This is a genomic window from Apibacter sp. B2912 (genome assembly GCF_009827835.1).
GTDB lineage: Bacteria > Bacteroidota > Bacteroidia > Flavobacteriales > Weeksellaceae > Apibacter.
Genome location: NZ_WINV01000002.1, coordinates 547,717 through 562,826, shown reverse-complemented (window position 1 = coordinate 562,826; position 15,110 = coordinate 547,717). Strand labels below are relative to the sequence as shown.

General features: G+C 30.5%; 13 protein-coding genes and 2 tRNA genes. 7 read left to right on the top strand and 8 right to left on the bottom strand.

All coding sequences use genetic code 11. From position 1 onward, the window contains the following. The first annotated feature begins 291 nt into the window (after positions 1–291). Positions 292–2,322, top strand: a complete 2,031-nt coding sequence (locus GFV01_RS05780) for a dihydrofolate reductase (RefSeq protein ID WP_160556350.1) — start codon at positions 292–294, stop codon at positions 2,320–2,322. Positions 2,323–3,135: 813 nt separating this feature from the next. Here GFV01_RS05780 and GFV01_RS05775 read toward each other — a convergent pair. The 4 genes from GFV01_RS05775 to GFV01_RS05760 form a co-directional block, all read right to left on the bottom strand. After that, a tRNA-Asp gene (locus GFV01_RS05775) sits at positions 3,136–3,209 on the bottom strand. Between the two features lie 53 nt (positions 3,210–3,262). Further along, positions 3,263–3,336, bottom strand: a tRNA-Asp gene (locus GFV01_RS05770). Between the two features lie 337 nt (positions 3,337–3,673). Further along, the gene (locus GFV01_RS05765) at positions 3,674–4,303 is read right to left on the bottom strand and encodes a YceI family protein (RefSeq protein WP_160565513.1); all 630 of its coding nucleotides are present in this window, start codon (positions 4,301–4,303) and stop codon (positions 3,674–3,676) included. Between the two features lie 52 nt (positions 4,304–4,355). Continuing rightward, on the bottom strand, positions 4,356–4,616 hold the full coding sequence (locus GFV01_RS05760) for a hypothetical protein (RefSeq protein ID WP_160565511.1): 261 nt from the start codon (positions 4,614–4,616) through the stop codon (positions 4,356–4,358). A gap of 213 nt (positions 4,617–4,829) precedes the next feature. Between GFV01_RS05760 and GFV01_RS05755 the strand changes: the two genes are divergently transcribed. The 4 genes from GFV01_RS05755 to GFV01_RS05740 all read left to right on the top strand — a co-directional run bounded on the left by GFV01_RS05755 (position 4,830) and on the right by GFV01_RS05740 (position 8,984). Then, positions 4,830–5,384, top strand: a complete 555-nt coding sequence (locus tag GFV01_RS05755) for a TlpA disulfide reductase family protein (RefSeq protein ID WP_160565510.1) — start codon at positions 4,830–4,832, stop codon at positions 5,382–5,384. 24 nt (positions 5,385–5,408) lie between these two features. Then, positions 5,409–6,794 carry a phosphoglucosamine mutase gene (gene glmM / locus GFV01_RS05750; RefSeq protein ID WP_160565508.1) on the top strand — a complete coding sequence of 462 codons (1,386 nt, stop codon included), beginning with the start codon at positions 5,409–5,411 and terminating at the stop codon, positions 6,792–6,794. A gap of 224 nt (positions 6,795–7,018) precedes the next feature. Then, on the top strand, positions 7,019–8,146 hold the full coding sequence (locus tag GFV01_RS05745; protein ID WP_160565507.1) for a metallophosphoesterase: 1,128 nt from the start codon (positions 7,019–7,021) through the stop codon (positions 8,144–8,146). A gap of 142 nt (positions 8,147–8,288) precedes the next feature. Continuing rightward, positions 8,289–8,984 (top strand): formyltransferase family protein, encoded by a 696-nt coding sequence (locus GFV01_RS05740; RefSeq protein WP_160565505.1) that lies wholly within the window; start codon positions 8,289–8,291, stop codon positions 8,982–8,984. 678 nt (positions 8,985–9,662) lie between these two features. Here the strand turns inward: GFV01_RS05740 and rpsJ are convergent. Genes rpsJ through rpsL form a run of 4 tightly spaced genes read right to left on the bottom strand, consistent with a single transcriptional unit; the run spans position 9,663 to position 12,999 of the window. Further along, a complete protein-coding gene (gene rpsJ / locus GFV01_RS05735; RefSeq protein ID WP_055425679.1) occupies positions 9,663–9,968 on the bottom strand; it encodes a 30S ribosomal protein S10 in 306 nt (101 codons plus the stop codon). An 11-nt stretch (positions 9,969–9,979) separates the two neighbouring features. Beyond that, positions 9,980–12,109 (bottom strand): elongation factor G, encoded by a 2,130-nt coding sequence (gene fusA / locus GFV01_RS05730; RefSeq protein ID WP_105297011.1) that lies wholly within the window; start codon positions 12,107–12,109, stop codon positions 9,980–9,982. 7 nt (positions 12,110–12,116) lie between these two features. Then, a complete protein-coding gene (gene rpsG, locus GFV01_RS05725; RefSeq protein WP_055425681.1) occupies positions 12,117–12,593 on the bottom strand; it encodes a 30S ribosomal protein S7 in 477 nt (158 codons plus the stop codon). Between the two features lie 25 nt (positions 12,594–12,618). Continuing rightward, positions 12,619–12,999, bottom strand: coding sequence for a 30S ribosomal protein S12 (gene rpsL / locus GFV01_RS05720; RefSeq protein WP_055425682.1), 381 nt, complete (start codon positions 12,997–12,999; stop codon positions 12,619–12,621). Positions 13,000–13,236: 237 nt separating this feature from the next. On the opposite strand from rpsL, the gene GFV01_RS05715 reads away from it, so the two are divergent. Next, positions 13,237–14,151: a DMT family transporter gene (locus GFV01_RS05715; protein WP_160565503.1), complete on the top strand. Its 915-nt coding sequence runs from the start codon at positions 13,237–13,239 to the stop codon at positions 14,149–14,151. 154 nt (positions 14,152–14,305) lie between these two features. Further along, positions 14,306–14,956, top strand: a complete 651-nt coding sequence (locus tag GFV01_RS05710; RefSeq protein ID WP_105297009.1) for a protein-L-isoaspartate(D-aspartate) O-methyltransferase — start codon at positions 14,306–14,308, stop codon at positions 14,954–14,956. Positions 14,957–15,110 lie beyond the last annotated feature (154 nt).

Here is a 15,110-nt window from a genome sequence, read left to right as displayed (position 1 = left end):
TCATTTTTAAAATAGCTTTCGTCTTAAATTTAGAAGAGTATACCGGTTTTTGCTCTTTTATAAAATTTAGTTATAAATATCAATTGTAGTGGTAAATAGTTTTATAGAAGGTGCTTATATCAGTTTTATTAAAAAGTAATATTCTTTAAAGGTTTCTATATAACGTATTGAGTATTATTTTTTAATTACAAACTTATCCCATTCATTTTATAATAATTTTGAGAACTATACTCTCCTTATCATATAGTTTTTTATCTTTGTTAACATAATTAACATATAAACATTATAAAGATGAAAATTAATATTGTTGCGGGTATTCTTGCTGCCTCAATAATTTTGGGGTCTTGTGAATCGAAACATTCAGAGCAAACCGAAAAAATTAGTGAAGAAGATTTTAATTATAAAGTCGATCGTTTTGCCGATATTGAAGTTTTAAGATATCGAATACCTGAATGGGATAAGTTGTCTTTAAATGAAAAAAAATTGGTCTATTATCTTTCTCAAGCCGGATTAGCAGGTAGAGATATCCTTTGGGACCAAAACTATAAATATAATTTGAAAATAAGAAAAGCATTAGAATCCATCTATCAAAATTATAAAGGAGATAAAACCTCAAAAGATTGGAACAATTTTGAAGTATATTTAAAAAGGGTTTGGTTTTCAAATGGGATTCATCATCATTATTCTAATGATAAAATTATGCCTGAATTTACCCAAGCATATTTTGAGGAGCTAATGAAAGAAACTCAAACTTCATTGGATTCTCAGATCGTTTCCATTTTATTCAATGAAAAAGATTCTAAAAAAGTAAATCTAGATGAATCCAAAGGGTTAATTTCAGGATCTGCAGTAAATTTTTATGGAGAAGGAATTACCGAAAAGGAAGTGGAGAAATATTATTCAGCTAAAAAAAGTCCGGATGCTTCTCGTCCCTTATCTTTTGGTTTAAACTCCCAATTAGTTAAAGACAGTAAAGGTACTTTAGAAGAAAAGATTTGGAAAAGCGGGGGAATGTACGGTTCAGCTATTGATCAAATAATCTATTGGTTGGATAAGGCTGTTACCGTAGCTGAAAATAAAGAACAGGGAGATGCTTTAAAACTTTTAATTGAATATTACAAAACAGGAGATTTAAAAACTTGGGATGATTATAACATAGCATGGCTTAAAGCAACTAAAGGAAATATAGATTATATAAACGGATTTGTAGAGGTGTATAATGATCCGCTTGGTCACAAAGGATCCTATGAGAATATTGTTCAAATCAAAGATTTTGACATGTCGGCAAAAATGGAAGTTATATCCAAAAATGCACAATGGTTTGAAGATCATTCTCCTTTAATGACGGAACATAAAAAGAAAAATGTAGTAGGGATATCGTATAAAACAGTTAATGTAGCATCGGAAGCGGGAGATTCTTCACCCAGTACTCCGATTGGAGTAAATTTACCTAATGCCGATTGGATCCGTGCGGAATATGGCTCAAAGTCGGTTTCTTTAGGTAATATTATAGACGCTTATAATTTAGCCGGAGGAAGTGAAAAATTAAAAGAATTTGCATATAGTCAAGAAGAAATAGAATTATCAGAAAAATACGGAGAATTAGCAGATAAACTGCATACAGCTTTACATGAAGTTGTGGGTCATGCTTCTGGACAAATTAATCAAGGAGTCGGAACCCCTAAAGAAACTTTAAAAAGTTATGCATCTACTATGGAAGAGGGAAGAGCAGATTTAGTAGGATTGTATTATTTATATGATCCGGAATTACAAAAGCTTGGATTAGTAGATGACTGGAAAAAAGTAGGAATGACAGCCTATAATGATTATATACGAAACGGATTAATGACTCAATTAGTTAGAATTGAACCGGGAAGAGATATAGAAGAAGCACATATGAGAAATCGTCAATGGGTTAGTGCGTGGGCGTATGAAAAAGGTAAAAAAGATAATGTAATTGAAAAAGTGGTTAAAGATGGTAAAACCTATTTTAAAATTAATGATTACGAAAAGCTTCACAATTTATTTGGAGAATTACTGAAAGAAACTCAAAGAATTAAATCTGAAGGAGATTATAATGCTGCAAAAAATTTAGTGGAAACGTATGGAGTAAAAGTGGATAAAGAATTACATGCAGAAGTATTAAAAAGAAACTCTAAATTTAATACCGCAGCTTATAAAGGTTTCATCAATCCTATTTTAGTTCCTAAAACTAATGAACAAGGAGAAATAACTGATATTGAAGTTACTTATCCGGAATCATTTGCAGTTGAAATGTTATTCTACTCTAAAAATTATGGATTCCTTCCTCTTGAAAACTAAAAATTAAATTACTTACCATACAAAACGACTTTACTTACCGACCGGAAGTAAAGTCGTTTTATTTTATGGTAAACTTTATTTTATACACTTATATATAAAATAGAAATCCTATTAATCTTCAGGCAAATTATTTATAAAGTTTTTCAATTAATTAGTATAATATTCGGATTAGAGATAAAATATTTTTAAAATAATTTATCCTGAAATAAATTTCATTCTTAGATTTGCTAAATAAATCTCATTCCGGTTTTTTTTTATATAAATTAACAAATTGAAAATTTTGTTGCTATTCTAAAAAAAGGTTGCATTTAGTTTTTCGAAAGAAATAGGGGGGAAGTATACCCATGAATCAATTTATGAAATTAACCCGTATGTCTATATTCATATTATTTATGGAGATTTTATTCCCAAAGAAAAAACTACTGCTTATTCGCAAAATTTTTGGAGAGAAGTACTGATTTCTGCTAAAGAATGGGCGAAATTAGTTAATGAAAACGGTGGAGATGTCACTATTATTCATTTGCCGGACATTGGAATAAATGGAAATACGCATTTTATTATGTCAGATCTTAATAATATTGAAATTGCGGATCATATTCAAAAGTGGTTAAAAGAAAAAAAATTGAATTAATGCTTTGCTATAGTAATTAGTATAATAGGGTAGATATTCATGCAAACAACTCTTATAATAATTAAATTCTAAACAAAATAAGATCTTTAGAGATCTATATTAAGAGTCTTCATATATAAAATACTAATAAATAAAAAAGGAGATTAATAGGAATTAATATGAAAATTAAGTATAAATTTTAGCGATCCGGACGGGACTCGAACCCGCGACCACCTGCGTGACAGGCAGGTATTCTAACCAACTGAACTACCGGATCAGGGTAGATTGCATAGTGTGCAATAAAAAAATAAAGAAATTTATGTTTCTTAGCGATCCGGACGGGACTCGAACCCGCGACCACCTGCGTGACAGGCAGGTATTCTAACCAACTGAACTACCGGATCTTTTCTGAAGACTTATTTTTAATAATTTCAGTGGTGCAAAGATAAACTCATTTTTCAATTTCACAAACTTTTTTGATTGAAAAATTCATATTTTTTGCTACAAATAACGATTTTTAAAGTAATTAATCTTATTTAATACTATTAAATCTATGAATTTCAATAAAATAATAAATGAAATAAACACTGATTTTTTTTAAATAATATTCTTTATCGATTAATAGGTACTAAATCAATCATCTAATGTATCTAAATTAATTACGTATTGATTGTTTAATTGTGATTGATACTATTTTAGGTTTAACTTGTCGCAAACAAATTTAATTGTAGATAACAAGTATTATTTAGAAATAAAAACCATTAAATTAACTTCTGTCCAAGTTTTACCTTCATGCAGATCAAAACAAGCTCTATGCAAGCTGGTATATGCTTTTTCAGAATTAAAATCTTTTAATACGTCGATTGAACCTTGAATCATCATCGTTTTTTTGTCCAGTTTATATGAAAATTCTTTGGTTATTGTTTTTCCATTTAAAGTTAAGGAGATCTTCACCTTATTGTTTTCAAATTTCCCAAATGATCCATAAATTTCAGGAGAGGATAATCTTTTAAAAAAAAATAAAGTTAAGTTTCCATCTCTTGAAGTGTCACCGGTAGAAACCGTTGTTCCATCAATATAAAATTTTGCTCCTTCCAATGATTCATCCAACGGTTTATCTTCTTTCGTGTTGATTAAAGAAATATTTTTAAAACTACCACTTACAGGTACTTTTTTGGGAGTTTTATAAGCCGTCCATACTAATTCCTTTTTGAAACCGGATTCTTTTCCTTGAGGTTTAATTTGTTGTGTTGTAGTTTCAGTGCTTTTTACGTCAGAAGTCGAGGTAGATTTATTACTCTTATTATCTCCGCAAGAAAACAAAATTAGTTGAACGGATAAAATTAAACTAATATATTTATTATATAACATCTTAAAAGTTTTAATTGTTAGTAAAAAATTATTCAATAAATCAAATAATTAATTACCTTTTTTTTATAACAGTTTTCATAGGATGTAATGAATCTTGGGTAAGATTTTTTTTCGTTAGGGAATCTTTTGTAGATTCACTTTTTAAAGTATCTATAACAATAGAAGATTTTTTTAAGGTATCATTTGATTGTGATTGTGAATTTACATTTTGTTCGATATCGGCAGGAATAATATTTTTATTACCGCTTGAATATTTATCACATGAAATCAATCCACAAGTAAGGATTGCTATAACATAAAAATTTTTTTTCATAAACATTTAATTTTATCAAATATAAAAAAAATAGCAATTACGGTCTCTTTTATTTATAAAAATAAAGAGTAGTATTCTGCGATATAATTTATAAACATTACGTGTAAAAACACTTTAAAAAAATATGTTTTTTTTTACATAAACTATATGATTGATTTTATAAAATAAAAATTTGAACTTTTAAATGATTACTTTTGTAAATAAAATAGTTAAATGAAAAAAATATATGTAGTACTATTCAGCCTTGCCTTACTAGTTTCCTGTAAAGAAAAAAATACTGGTAAAGAGCAGAGTTCAAAACAAACTCATGAAACTACTGTAGATCATTCCGAAATTGAAGTAAGTAATCAAGAAACTAAAATAATCAAGTCTGATTTTTCAAAAATTCAAAGTTTATTAAATACGAAGAGTGATACTATATATATTACCAATTACTGGGCAACGTGGTGTCCTCCATGTGTTAAAGAAATACCTGATTTTGTGGCTCTTCAAGAGAAATACACCCATGAAAAAGTAAAATTTATCTTTGTAAGCATCGATCAAATAGATACCCAAAGTACATTACAATCATTTGTGCAAAAAAATAAAATGAAAAACGTATACAATATATCCTCTCAAGAAATGAGAGACCATATTGGTACGATTAGTCCTGATCTAGAAGGGGGTATACCGGTAACAGTTATACAAAAAGGAAATAAAAAAGAAGGATTTTTAGGAAATCTTTCCAAAGAGTTCATTTTAAGTAAAATTGAAGAATATTCAAAATAATTATAAGAATAAAAGAAAATATCTATGCCGTTAATTAAAAGTATATCAGGAATACGAGGGACAATAGGGGGTAAAATAGGAGAAAATCTTACCCCGATTGATACCGTAAAATTTGCTTCAGCTTATGGAACTTGGTTAAAAAGAAAATTAAATAAAGAAAAAATTAAAGTAGTACTTGGGAGAGATGCGCGGATTTCCGGTCAAATGATCTCCGAGTTAGTTTCATCCACTTTACAGGGAGTAGGAATAGATGTTGTTGATTTAGGACTTTCGACAACTCCAACGGTGGAAATTATGGTTCCATATTTACAAGCAGACGGAGGAATTATTTTAACGGCAAGTCATAATCCTAAACAATGGAATGCGTTAAAACTACTGAATGCTAAAGGTGAATTTATATCCGATAAAGAAGGTAAAGAATTATTAAACATAGCTGATGCTGAAGATTTTGATTTTGTTGAAGTAGATTATTTAGGATCGTATAAAAAAGAAGAAAAAGCAATAGAGCATCATATAAACAAAATATTGGAACTGCCTTTAGTGAACGTTGACTTAATTAAAAAAGCAGGCTTTAAAGTGGTGGTTGATGCCGTAAATTCTACAGGAGGTATATCGGTTCTTCCCTTATTAGAAAAATTAGGAGTTGAAGTAATCGAAATGTATTGTACACCCAACGGCCATTTTCCACATAATCCCGAACCGTTGGAAGTCAATTTAGGCGAAATAATGAAAAGAGTTCCTAAAGAACAAGCGGATTTAGGAATAGTTGTGGATCCGGATGTAGATCGCTTAGCATTTATATGCGAAGACGGAACCATGTTTGGAGAAGAATATACATTAGTTGCTGTTGCAGATTACGTTTTAAGTAAAACTCCTTCAGCTACGGTTTCTAATTTATCATCTTCACGGGCATTACGAGATATTTCAGAAAAATACAATCAAGAATATCATGCTTCGGCAGTTGGAGAAGTAAATGTAGTAACAAAGATGAAGGATATCAACGCGCGTATCGGAGGCGAAGGTAATGGAGGTATTATATATCCTGAATTACACTATGGTCGTGATTCATTAGTTGGAATAGCCCTTTTTCTATCCTATCTTGCTGAAAGAAAGATTACAATAAAACAACTTAGAAATACGTATCCTTCCTATTTTATGGGAAAGAAAAAAATTGATTTAAGTCCGGAAATTAATACAGATGTTATTTTACAAAAATTAACCGAAAAATATAAAAATGAAGATATAAAAACTTATGATGGGTTGAAAATCGATTTTTCCGATAATTGGGTACACTTAAGAAAATCAAATACAGAACCTATCATCCGTATATATACTGAAGCTCCTACACAACAAGAAGCCGATCAATTGGCAGATAGGTTTATAGAAGAAATAAAGCAGGTATCTGACTAAGATAATGATTATCCAGGTGAGTAAAAATTATAGTATAAATCGATATTTAAATAATTAGACTAAACAAAACGTCTAATTTATTCAGATTTATATAATTTTTTTAATCAATTAAAATCATTTTATCTGCTTTATTAAGTATAGTAAAATAGGTTTGATCCTTAAAAATTAAATTTGATTGAAATGAAAGTTAGCTATCTTTATAAAAATTAGATAAAAAAGATTCTATGAAAAAAATTTTTTTATTTTCGTTTACCATATTTTTATACTTTTTAGCTAACTTTTATACTTTTTATCATATATATTCCTTATTATCTGAACAATCAATTATACTAAAAAGCATTTTTTTCTTACTGGTATTTTTTCTTCCCTCTTCTTTTATATTATTTTTACTTTTCTCAAAAAAATTATCTTTAACATCCGCAACGATTTTATATAAAATTTCTACTAGTTGGCCGGTTGTTCTTTTATACTCCTTTTTACTTTTTCTTGTTTATGATGGATTGCTTTTATTAAATAAGTTTGGTGAATTTATACCTGAAAATTTCTTTAATAACAATTATGGTATTATCTTGATTTTATGCTTAGTGGTTTGTATAGGTTTCTATGGATATAGAAATTATTTTAATAAAAGGAGAATTTATTTAAAATTATCAACTAATAAAAAGTTAATTAAACCTTTAAAAATTGTAATGATCAGCGACCTTCATTTGGGTTATGCCATTAAGGGAAATGAACTGAAAAGCTGGATTAATAAAATTAATAAGGAACAACCTGACTTAGTTCTTATAGTAGGAGATATCATTGACACTAATGTTAAGCCTTTACAGCATTTTTTATTGGAAAAGCATTTTAAAAAAATAAAATCCCGTTTAGGTATTTACAGTTGTTTAGGAAATCATGAATATATAAGTGGAATTACTGAAAGTATAGATTTTATTAAAAATGCCGGTATTCATTTACTTAGAGACTCTTCAATTTTAATTGAAAATAGTTTTTATATTGTGGGAAGAGATGATCGTACCAATAGCTCTAGAAAGCCTCTTAATGAATTAATTAAAGATATTGATTCCTCTAAACCTATAATCGTTCTAGATCACCAGCCCTATCATCTGGAAGAATCCGAGCTTAATCAAGTAGACATACAATTTTCAGGACATACCCATCAAGGACAAGTTTGGCCGATTTCTTTAATTACTAAATCCATATTCGAAAAATCTCATGGTTATTTAAAAAAAGGAAATACTCATATTTATGTAAGTTCCGGAATCGGAATTTGGGGAGGAAGATTCAGAATAGGAACCAATTCTGAATATGTGGTAGTAGATTTTTTACAAGATTCATCCAAAAATTAATTTTAAATTTAAGTGTTATTTTTAAAGTTTTAAACAATAGAACGTCCTTTTCCCGTTCATTATCTTATTATTAATATAATGCTTTAAAATAACACACTTAAGTAAATCTCACTAGAAATAGTTAATTTTTAAAATATTTATTATGAATAAAAAAATAGCTGTTATTTGTTATGACCATCCCACAAGAAAAACACAAGAAGTATTGTTGCGATTAAAAGGGAAAGGATATCATAAAGTTGATGTATATGCAATACCATTTGTTCCCAGAAAACCTATACAAGCACTTATTACACATCGTCCCACCGAATTACTTCTTACCCTGGAAAATGAACAGTTAGCTAAAAATTTAGACTATACTTATATAAAAAAAGAAATAGGAGAGTTGGATGACTGTTTTGCAGAAAATTCCTATCATTCTATCTTAATAGCGGGAGCAGGTTTATTGCCCGAACAATTAGTTTCCAACCATAAAATTATAAATTCTCATCCGGGATACCTTCCCTTTGTTCGGGGTTTAGATGCTCTGAAATGGGCGGTATATGAAGATTTACCGATAGGAGTTACGGTTCATTATGTAAACAAAGAGGCAGATGCAGGGCTTTTAATTATTCAAGAAAAAATAGAAATAGCTACAGAAGATACGTTTCATACTATATGCTTTAAACTTTGGAATTTAGAAATGCAGCTGTTGGTTGATTCTATTGAAAAGGTCGATACCATTAAAGATTTTATTTCTTTACCAACGGATGTGACAGAGCCTCATCGAAGAATGCCTCGAGTTAAAGAAGAAAAATTATATTTAAAATTTGAAGAATATAAAAATAAAAATATAAAATAAGCAGGCTTAAAAAAGCCTGCATCACTAAATAGAATTTAACATGTTATTGAATTTAAATTAAATGAGTTTACAAATTTAATTGGTGAATTTATACATATACTTATAATTAGTCTTTAAATTTTCTGATTCTATTCTTTTTTATCTTATAATTCATTCATAATTAAAATTCTAAACCATTCAAAATATTCAATAATATTTTAATTAATTTTTATAGCAACAATCGCAGTAAATTACTGATTGTGATCTTGAAAAATATATATTTGGATTTCTAAAAAATATAAATCCGAATTCTTTTAAAAAATATTTTAGAAAGTTAGATAGATATACTAAGCTAGTGAATTTTACTATTGAAAATGGAATTATAAATGTGCTGAAAGTTACAATTGGCAATAAGTTAGAATGACTAATACTACTTTTTTCAGTTGAGAACAATATACTTTTAAAAAAATAAGCCAAATTATTTTTCATAATAGATTTATTTATGCTTTTATTAAACACTAATTTCGTGCCAAAATTTATATAATAATAAAGTAAATATTTAAAATATATTCCGAATACTGTATAAATATATATTATATTTAAGTGGTAATGTGCGTTTTTGTAATACTATATAAAATAAAAAAACCTTCTGAATTATAATTCAGAAGGTTTTTTATATCTAAAGTTTCGTTTAAAAACTTATACTTTAATCTCTACTTCAACACCGCTAGGAAGCTCTAATTTCATTAATGCATCAACAGTTTTAGAAGAAGAACTGTAGATATCCATTAATCTTTTATGAGAGTTTAATTGGAATTGTTCACGAGATTTTTTGTTAACGTGTGGAGAACGCAATACGGTAAAAATTCTTTTATGAGTAGGTAATGGAATAGGACCATTAACTACAGCACCGGTTGCTTTCACGGTTTTTACGATTTTTTCAGCTGATTTATCAACTAAATTATAATCGTAAGATTTAAGTTTTATTCTTATTTTTTGACTCATTGTTTTAAAAATTAAACGTTTGTACCCTTAGCTTTAGCAATTACTTCATCAGCTATATTCTGAGGAGCTGCTTCATAGTGGTCAAATTCCATAGTTGAAGTAGCACGTCCTGAAGATAAAGTTCTTAAGGAAGTTACGTATCCGAACATTTCAGATAATGGAACAAATGCTTTAATAACTTTGGCATTATTTCTGTCATCCATTCCGCTTACTGTTGCTCTACGACGATTTAAGTCTCCTACAATGTCCCCCATATATTCTTCCGGAGTTAAAACTTCCAATTTCATAATAGGTTCCATAATAACCGGTTTTGCTTTCTTAGCTGCTTCTTTGAATCCAAGTTTAGCTGCCAATTCGAAAGATAACTGGTCAGAGTCAACCGCATGATAAGATCCGTCTTTCAATGTGATCTTCATACCGTCAATCTCATATCCTGCTAAAGGACCATTTTTCATAGCTTCTTTGAAACCTTTTTCAACAGATGGGATAAATTCTCTAGGAATGTTACCACCTTTGATTTCGTTTACGAATTCTAATCCGGTTTTTCCTTCATCAGCAGGTCCGATTTGGAATACAATATCAGCAAATTTACCACGACCACCGGTTTGTTTTTTGTAAACTTCTCTGTGATCAGCAGATCCCATTAAAGCTTCTTTATACTCAACCTGAGGTTGTCCTTGGTTTACTTCAACTTTAAATTCTCTTCTTAAACGGTCTACAATGATGTCAAGGTGAAGCTCACCCATTCCTGAAATTACAGTTTGTCCTGAAGCTTCATCTGTTTTTACTTGGAAAGTTGGATCTTCTTCCGCTAATTTTGATAAAGCCATACCCAATTTATCAACATCCGCTTTAGTTTTAGGTTCTACAGCGATACCGATAACCGGATCAGGGAATACCATGCTTTCCAAAATAATCGGAGATTTTTCATCACAAAGTGTATCTCCTGTTTTAATATCTTTAAATCCAACTGCTGCACCAATATCTCCGGCTTCGATATATTCGATAGGATTTTGTTTATTGGCATGCATTTGATAGATTCTGGAAATTCTTTCTTTATCACCGGATCGAGTGTTTAATACATAAGATCCGGCATCTAAATGACCGGAATAAGCTCTAAAGAAAGCCAAACGACCAACATAAGGATCGGTAGCAATTTTAAACGCTAAAGCTGCAAACGGTTCTTTTGCATCCGGTTTTCTTGCGATCGGTTCATCAGTTTTAGGGTCTGTACCTTCAATAGCTTCTTTGTCCAGTGGAGAAGGAAGATAACGGCAAACAGCATCTAACATAAATTGAACCCCTTTATTTTTGAAAGATGATCCGCAAACCATAGGTATAATGCTGATATCTATAGTTGCTTTACGAAGCGCTTCGTGGATTTCTTCTTCCGAAATTGAATCCGGATCTTCAAAGAATTTTTCCATTAAAGTTTCATCGTACTCAGCAACTGCTTCGATTAGATTTTGGCGATATTCCATTACCTCCTCTTTCATATCTTCAGGGATATCTACAATATCAAAAGTAGAACCGAAGTTATCATTATGCCATACAATAGCGCGGTTTTTAACTAAGTCAACTACCCCTTTGAAATCTTCTTCAGATCCGATAGGTAATACGATAGGAACCGCATTAGATCCTAACATTTCTTTAACCTGACGGCACACATTAAGAAAGTCAGAACCTTGTCGGTCCATTTTGTTTACAAATCCCATTCTAGGAACTTTGTAATTATCCGCAAGTCTCCAGTTAGTTTCAGATTGAGGCTCAACACCGTCAACCGCACTAAATAAGAAAACTAATCCGTCTAATACCCTTAATGAACGGTTCACCTCAACAGTAAAGTCAACGTGTCCCGGAGTGTCGATAATATTAAAGTGGTAAGACTGTGTATCCGGTAGTTTTTTACCGTCATCAGTTAATGGGAAATTCCAATTACATGTAGTAGCTGCAGAAGTAATAGTGATTCCTCTTTCAGCTTCTTGAACCATCCAGTCCATCGTTGAAGCTCCATCATGAACTTCTCCGATTTTATGGTTTACTCCGGTATAAAATAAAATTCTTTCCGTTGTAGTTGTCTTTCCTGCATCAATGTGAGCAGCAATACCTATATTACGTGTATATTTTAAATCTCTAGACATATTTTCTTTAGAATTTGAAATGTGAAAATGCTTTATTAGCTTCAGCCATACGATGCGTATCGGTTTTCTTTTTAACTGCAGCACCTTCCTCTTTAGCAGCGGCAATAATTTCAGCAGCTAACTTTTGAGACATGGACTTTTCATTTCTATCTCTTGAATATTTTATTAACCATTTCATCGCCATAGAAATTTTTCTATCCGGACGAATAGGCATTGGAATCTGGAAGTTAGCTCCCCCAACTCTTCTGCTACGTACTTCAACGTGTGGCATTACGTTTTCTAAAGCATCTTTCCAAATTTCCAGAGATGTTTTTTCCTGATTTTCTTTTTTAGTTTCTACGATTTCCAACGCATCGTAAAAAATTTTAAAAGCTATGCTTTTTTTACCGTCTTTCATTAAGTTATTAACGAAACGAGTTACTAACTGATCGTTAAACTTAGGATCCGGTAAAAGCGGACGTTTTTTTGCTTTCGTTTTTCTCATTTTACCTGAATAATTTCGTTATTACTTATTTTTTCTCTTTAGGTCGTTTAGCTCCGTATTTACTTCTTCTTTGTAAACGTCCTTGAACGCCGGCTGTGTCTAAAGCACCTCTGACAATGTGATAACGAACACCAGGTAAATCTTTTACCCTTCCGCCTCTCACCAATACTATCGAGTGCTCTTGCAGATTATGTCCTTCTCCCGGGATGTACGCATTGACCTCTTTACCGTTAGTTAAACGAACTCTGGCTACTTTTCTAAGTGCTGAATTCGGTTTCTTAGGTGTAGTGGTATATACACGAGTACATACTCCACGTCTTTGTGGACAAGAATCTAAAGCAGCCGATTTACTCTTCTTGGTAAGTGTGGCTCTTCCTTTTCTTACTAATTGTTGAATAGTTGGCATTTATGCTCTTTTAATTTTTAAGTTTGCAAATGTAGTGCTTTTTATTTATAAATGCAAAAAATAATACGCCCATAATCCACTGATTCATATGATTATTTATTTAAAATTTTATCTTTCTAAATGATAATAGTTTAATCTAAATTTAAAAAAAATCAAGAATTGAATGAATTTTTCGTCAAGTATCTGAATTTAAGTTTTTAACTTTGAACCTGCTTAAAATTATATAAATACAAATAAATGAACGTGAACTACTTAAAATCGCTATTTTTTGTGGCGTTTGCAGCAGCTTCTTATGGAGTATTGGCAACTTTTGTTCGTCTGTCTTATAACGACGGCTATACTACTGCGGAGGTTACCTTTTCTCAAGCGGTCCTCGGCTTGCTAGGTCTTATCATACTTCATGGTTTTAGTAAAAATAAACAGGTAAGTAAAGAAAAAAAATACACTTTAAAAGACAAAGTATATTTAGTTTTGTGTGGAACATCTTTTGGTCTTACCAGCACCTTTTATTATTTAGCTGTTCATTACGGAATCCCTGTATCCATATGCATAGTTTTACTTATGCAGGCGGTATGGATGGGTGCATTAGTGGATTTTATTGTAAATCGTAAGAAACCTACACTTGTTGAAATTGTAGCCATTATAACCATTCTTTTGGGTACTTTATTAGCAACCAATCTTATTAATGAATCTCACGTTCATTTGAATGCAACAGGTGTAATTTTTGGAATTTTAGCAGCACTATCCTATACTTTTTCTATGTTTACGTCCAATAAAGTAGCCTTATCTATGCCCTCTACTTTGCGGTCTGTTTATCTGCTAGTAGGAGCCACCCTTATGGTTTCATTAATTTGGGCTTATGCGCTGATAACTGAACCGTTCCATTTTTCAATATTCTATAAATGGGGTATTATATTAGCTGTTTTCGGAACTATTCTTCCTCCCTTTTTATTTACCAAAGGTATGCCGGTGGTGGGAATCGGAATAGGAAGTATAATTGCTTCCTTGGAACTTCCGGTTTCTGTTATGATGGCGAAATTTGTGCTTAGCGAAAAAGTAACTTCCCTGCAATGGGTAGGCATTGTACTTATCCTTATCGCTATTGTTTTACTTAATTTAACTTTTATCCTTCCCAAAAGATTAAAAAAATAAAAAATTCAAAAAAAATACAAATAAGATAAAAATAAGGAACTTTTTAACTTACAATAATTTTCATGTAAAAAATATTTTTTATCGCTTGCTTTTCGCCTTTATGCCTCCCGGTAAATATTGTTTCTCATTGATATTTTAAATAACTTGCAAGACAATGAAACAGGATACATTAAAACATAAAGGAAAGAGAAATAAACTAATTAATTTACTTAAGCAAAAAGGAATAAATGATGAAATTGTATTAAATGCCTTAAATAAAATTCCTCGTCATCTCTTTATAGATTCAATATTTGAAGATCTGGCTTATGAAGACCGAGCTTTTCCAATATTATCAAATCAAACGATTTCCCATCCATTTACAGTAGCTTTTCAAACTCAATTATTACACGTTCAGAAAGGAGAAAAAGTTTTAGAAATCGGAACGGGTTCCGGATATCAAACTTCTGTGTTAGTAGCTTTAGGAGCACAAGTCTTTACCATTGAAAGACAAAAAGAATTATTTGAATTCTCCAAAAGAATCCTTAAAAAAATTAATTTCACTCCTAAACATCAAATTTTTGGCGATGGATATTTAGGTCTTCCTTCTTTTGCTCCTTTTGATAAAATTATAGTGACAGCGGGGGTTCCCACCATGCCTAAAAAGTTATTGGAGCAATTAGCAGTTGGAGGGGTCATGGTTATTCCTATAGGAGAAAAAGAGCAAAAAATGTATACCGTTCTAAAATTAGATGAAAATACATTTGAGACTATGGAGTTTGGAGATTATCAATTTGTTCCTATGTTAGAAAATAGAGTGATTGAATAAAAAATCGATTGGTTTCAATTTATAATTTTAAACCGTATCTATTTTACTAAAAAGCATTATGTTTTAATAATTTGAAAAAATATAATCTAATCTAATTTTCTTATTAACAATTGATCTAAAAAAAATCATTTTCAAGATACTCACCAAGAAGCAT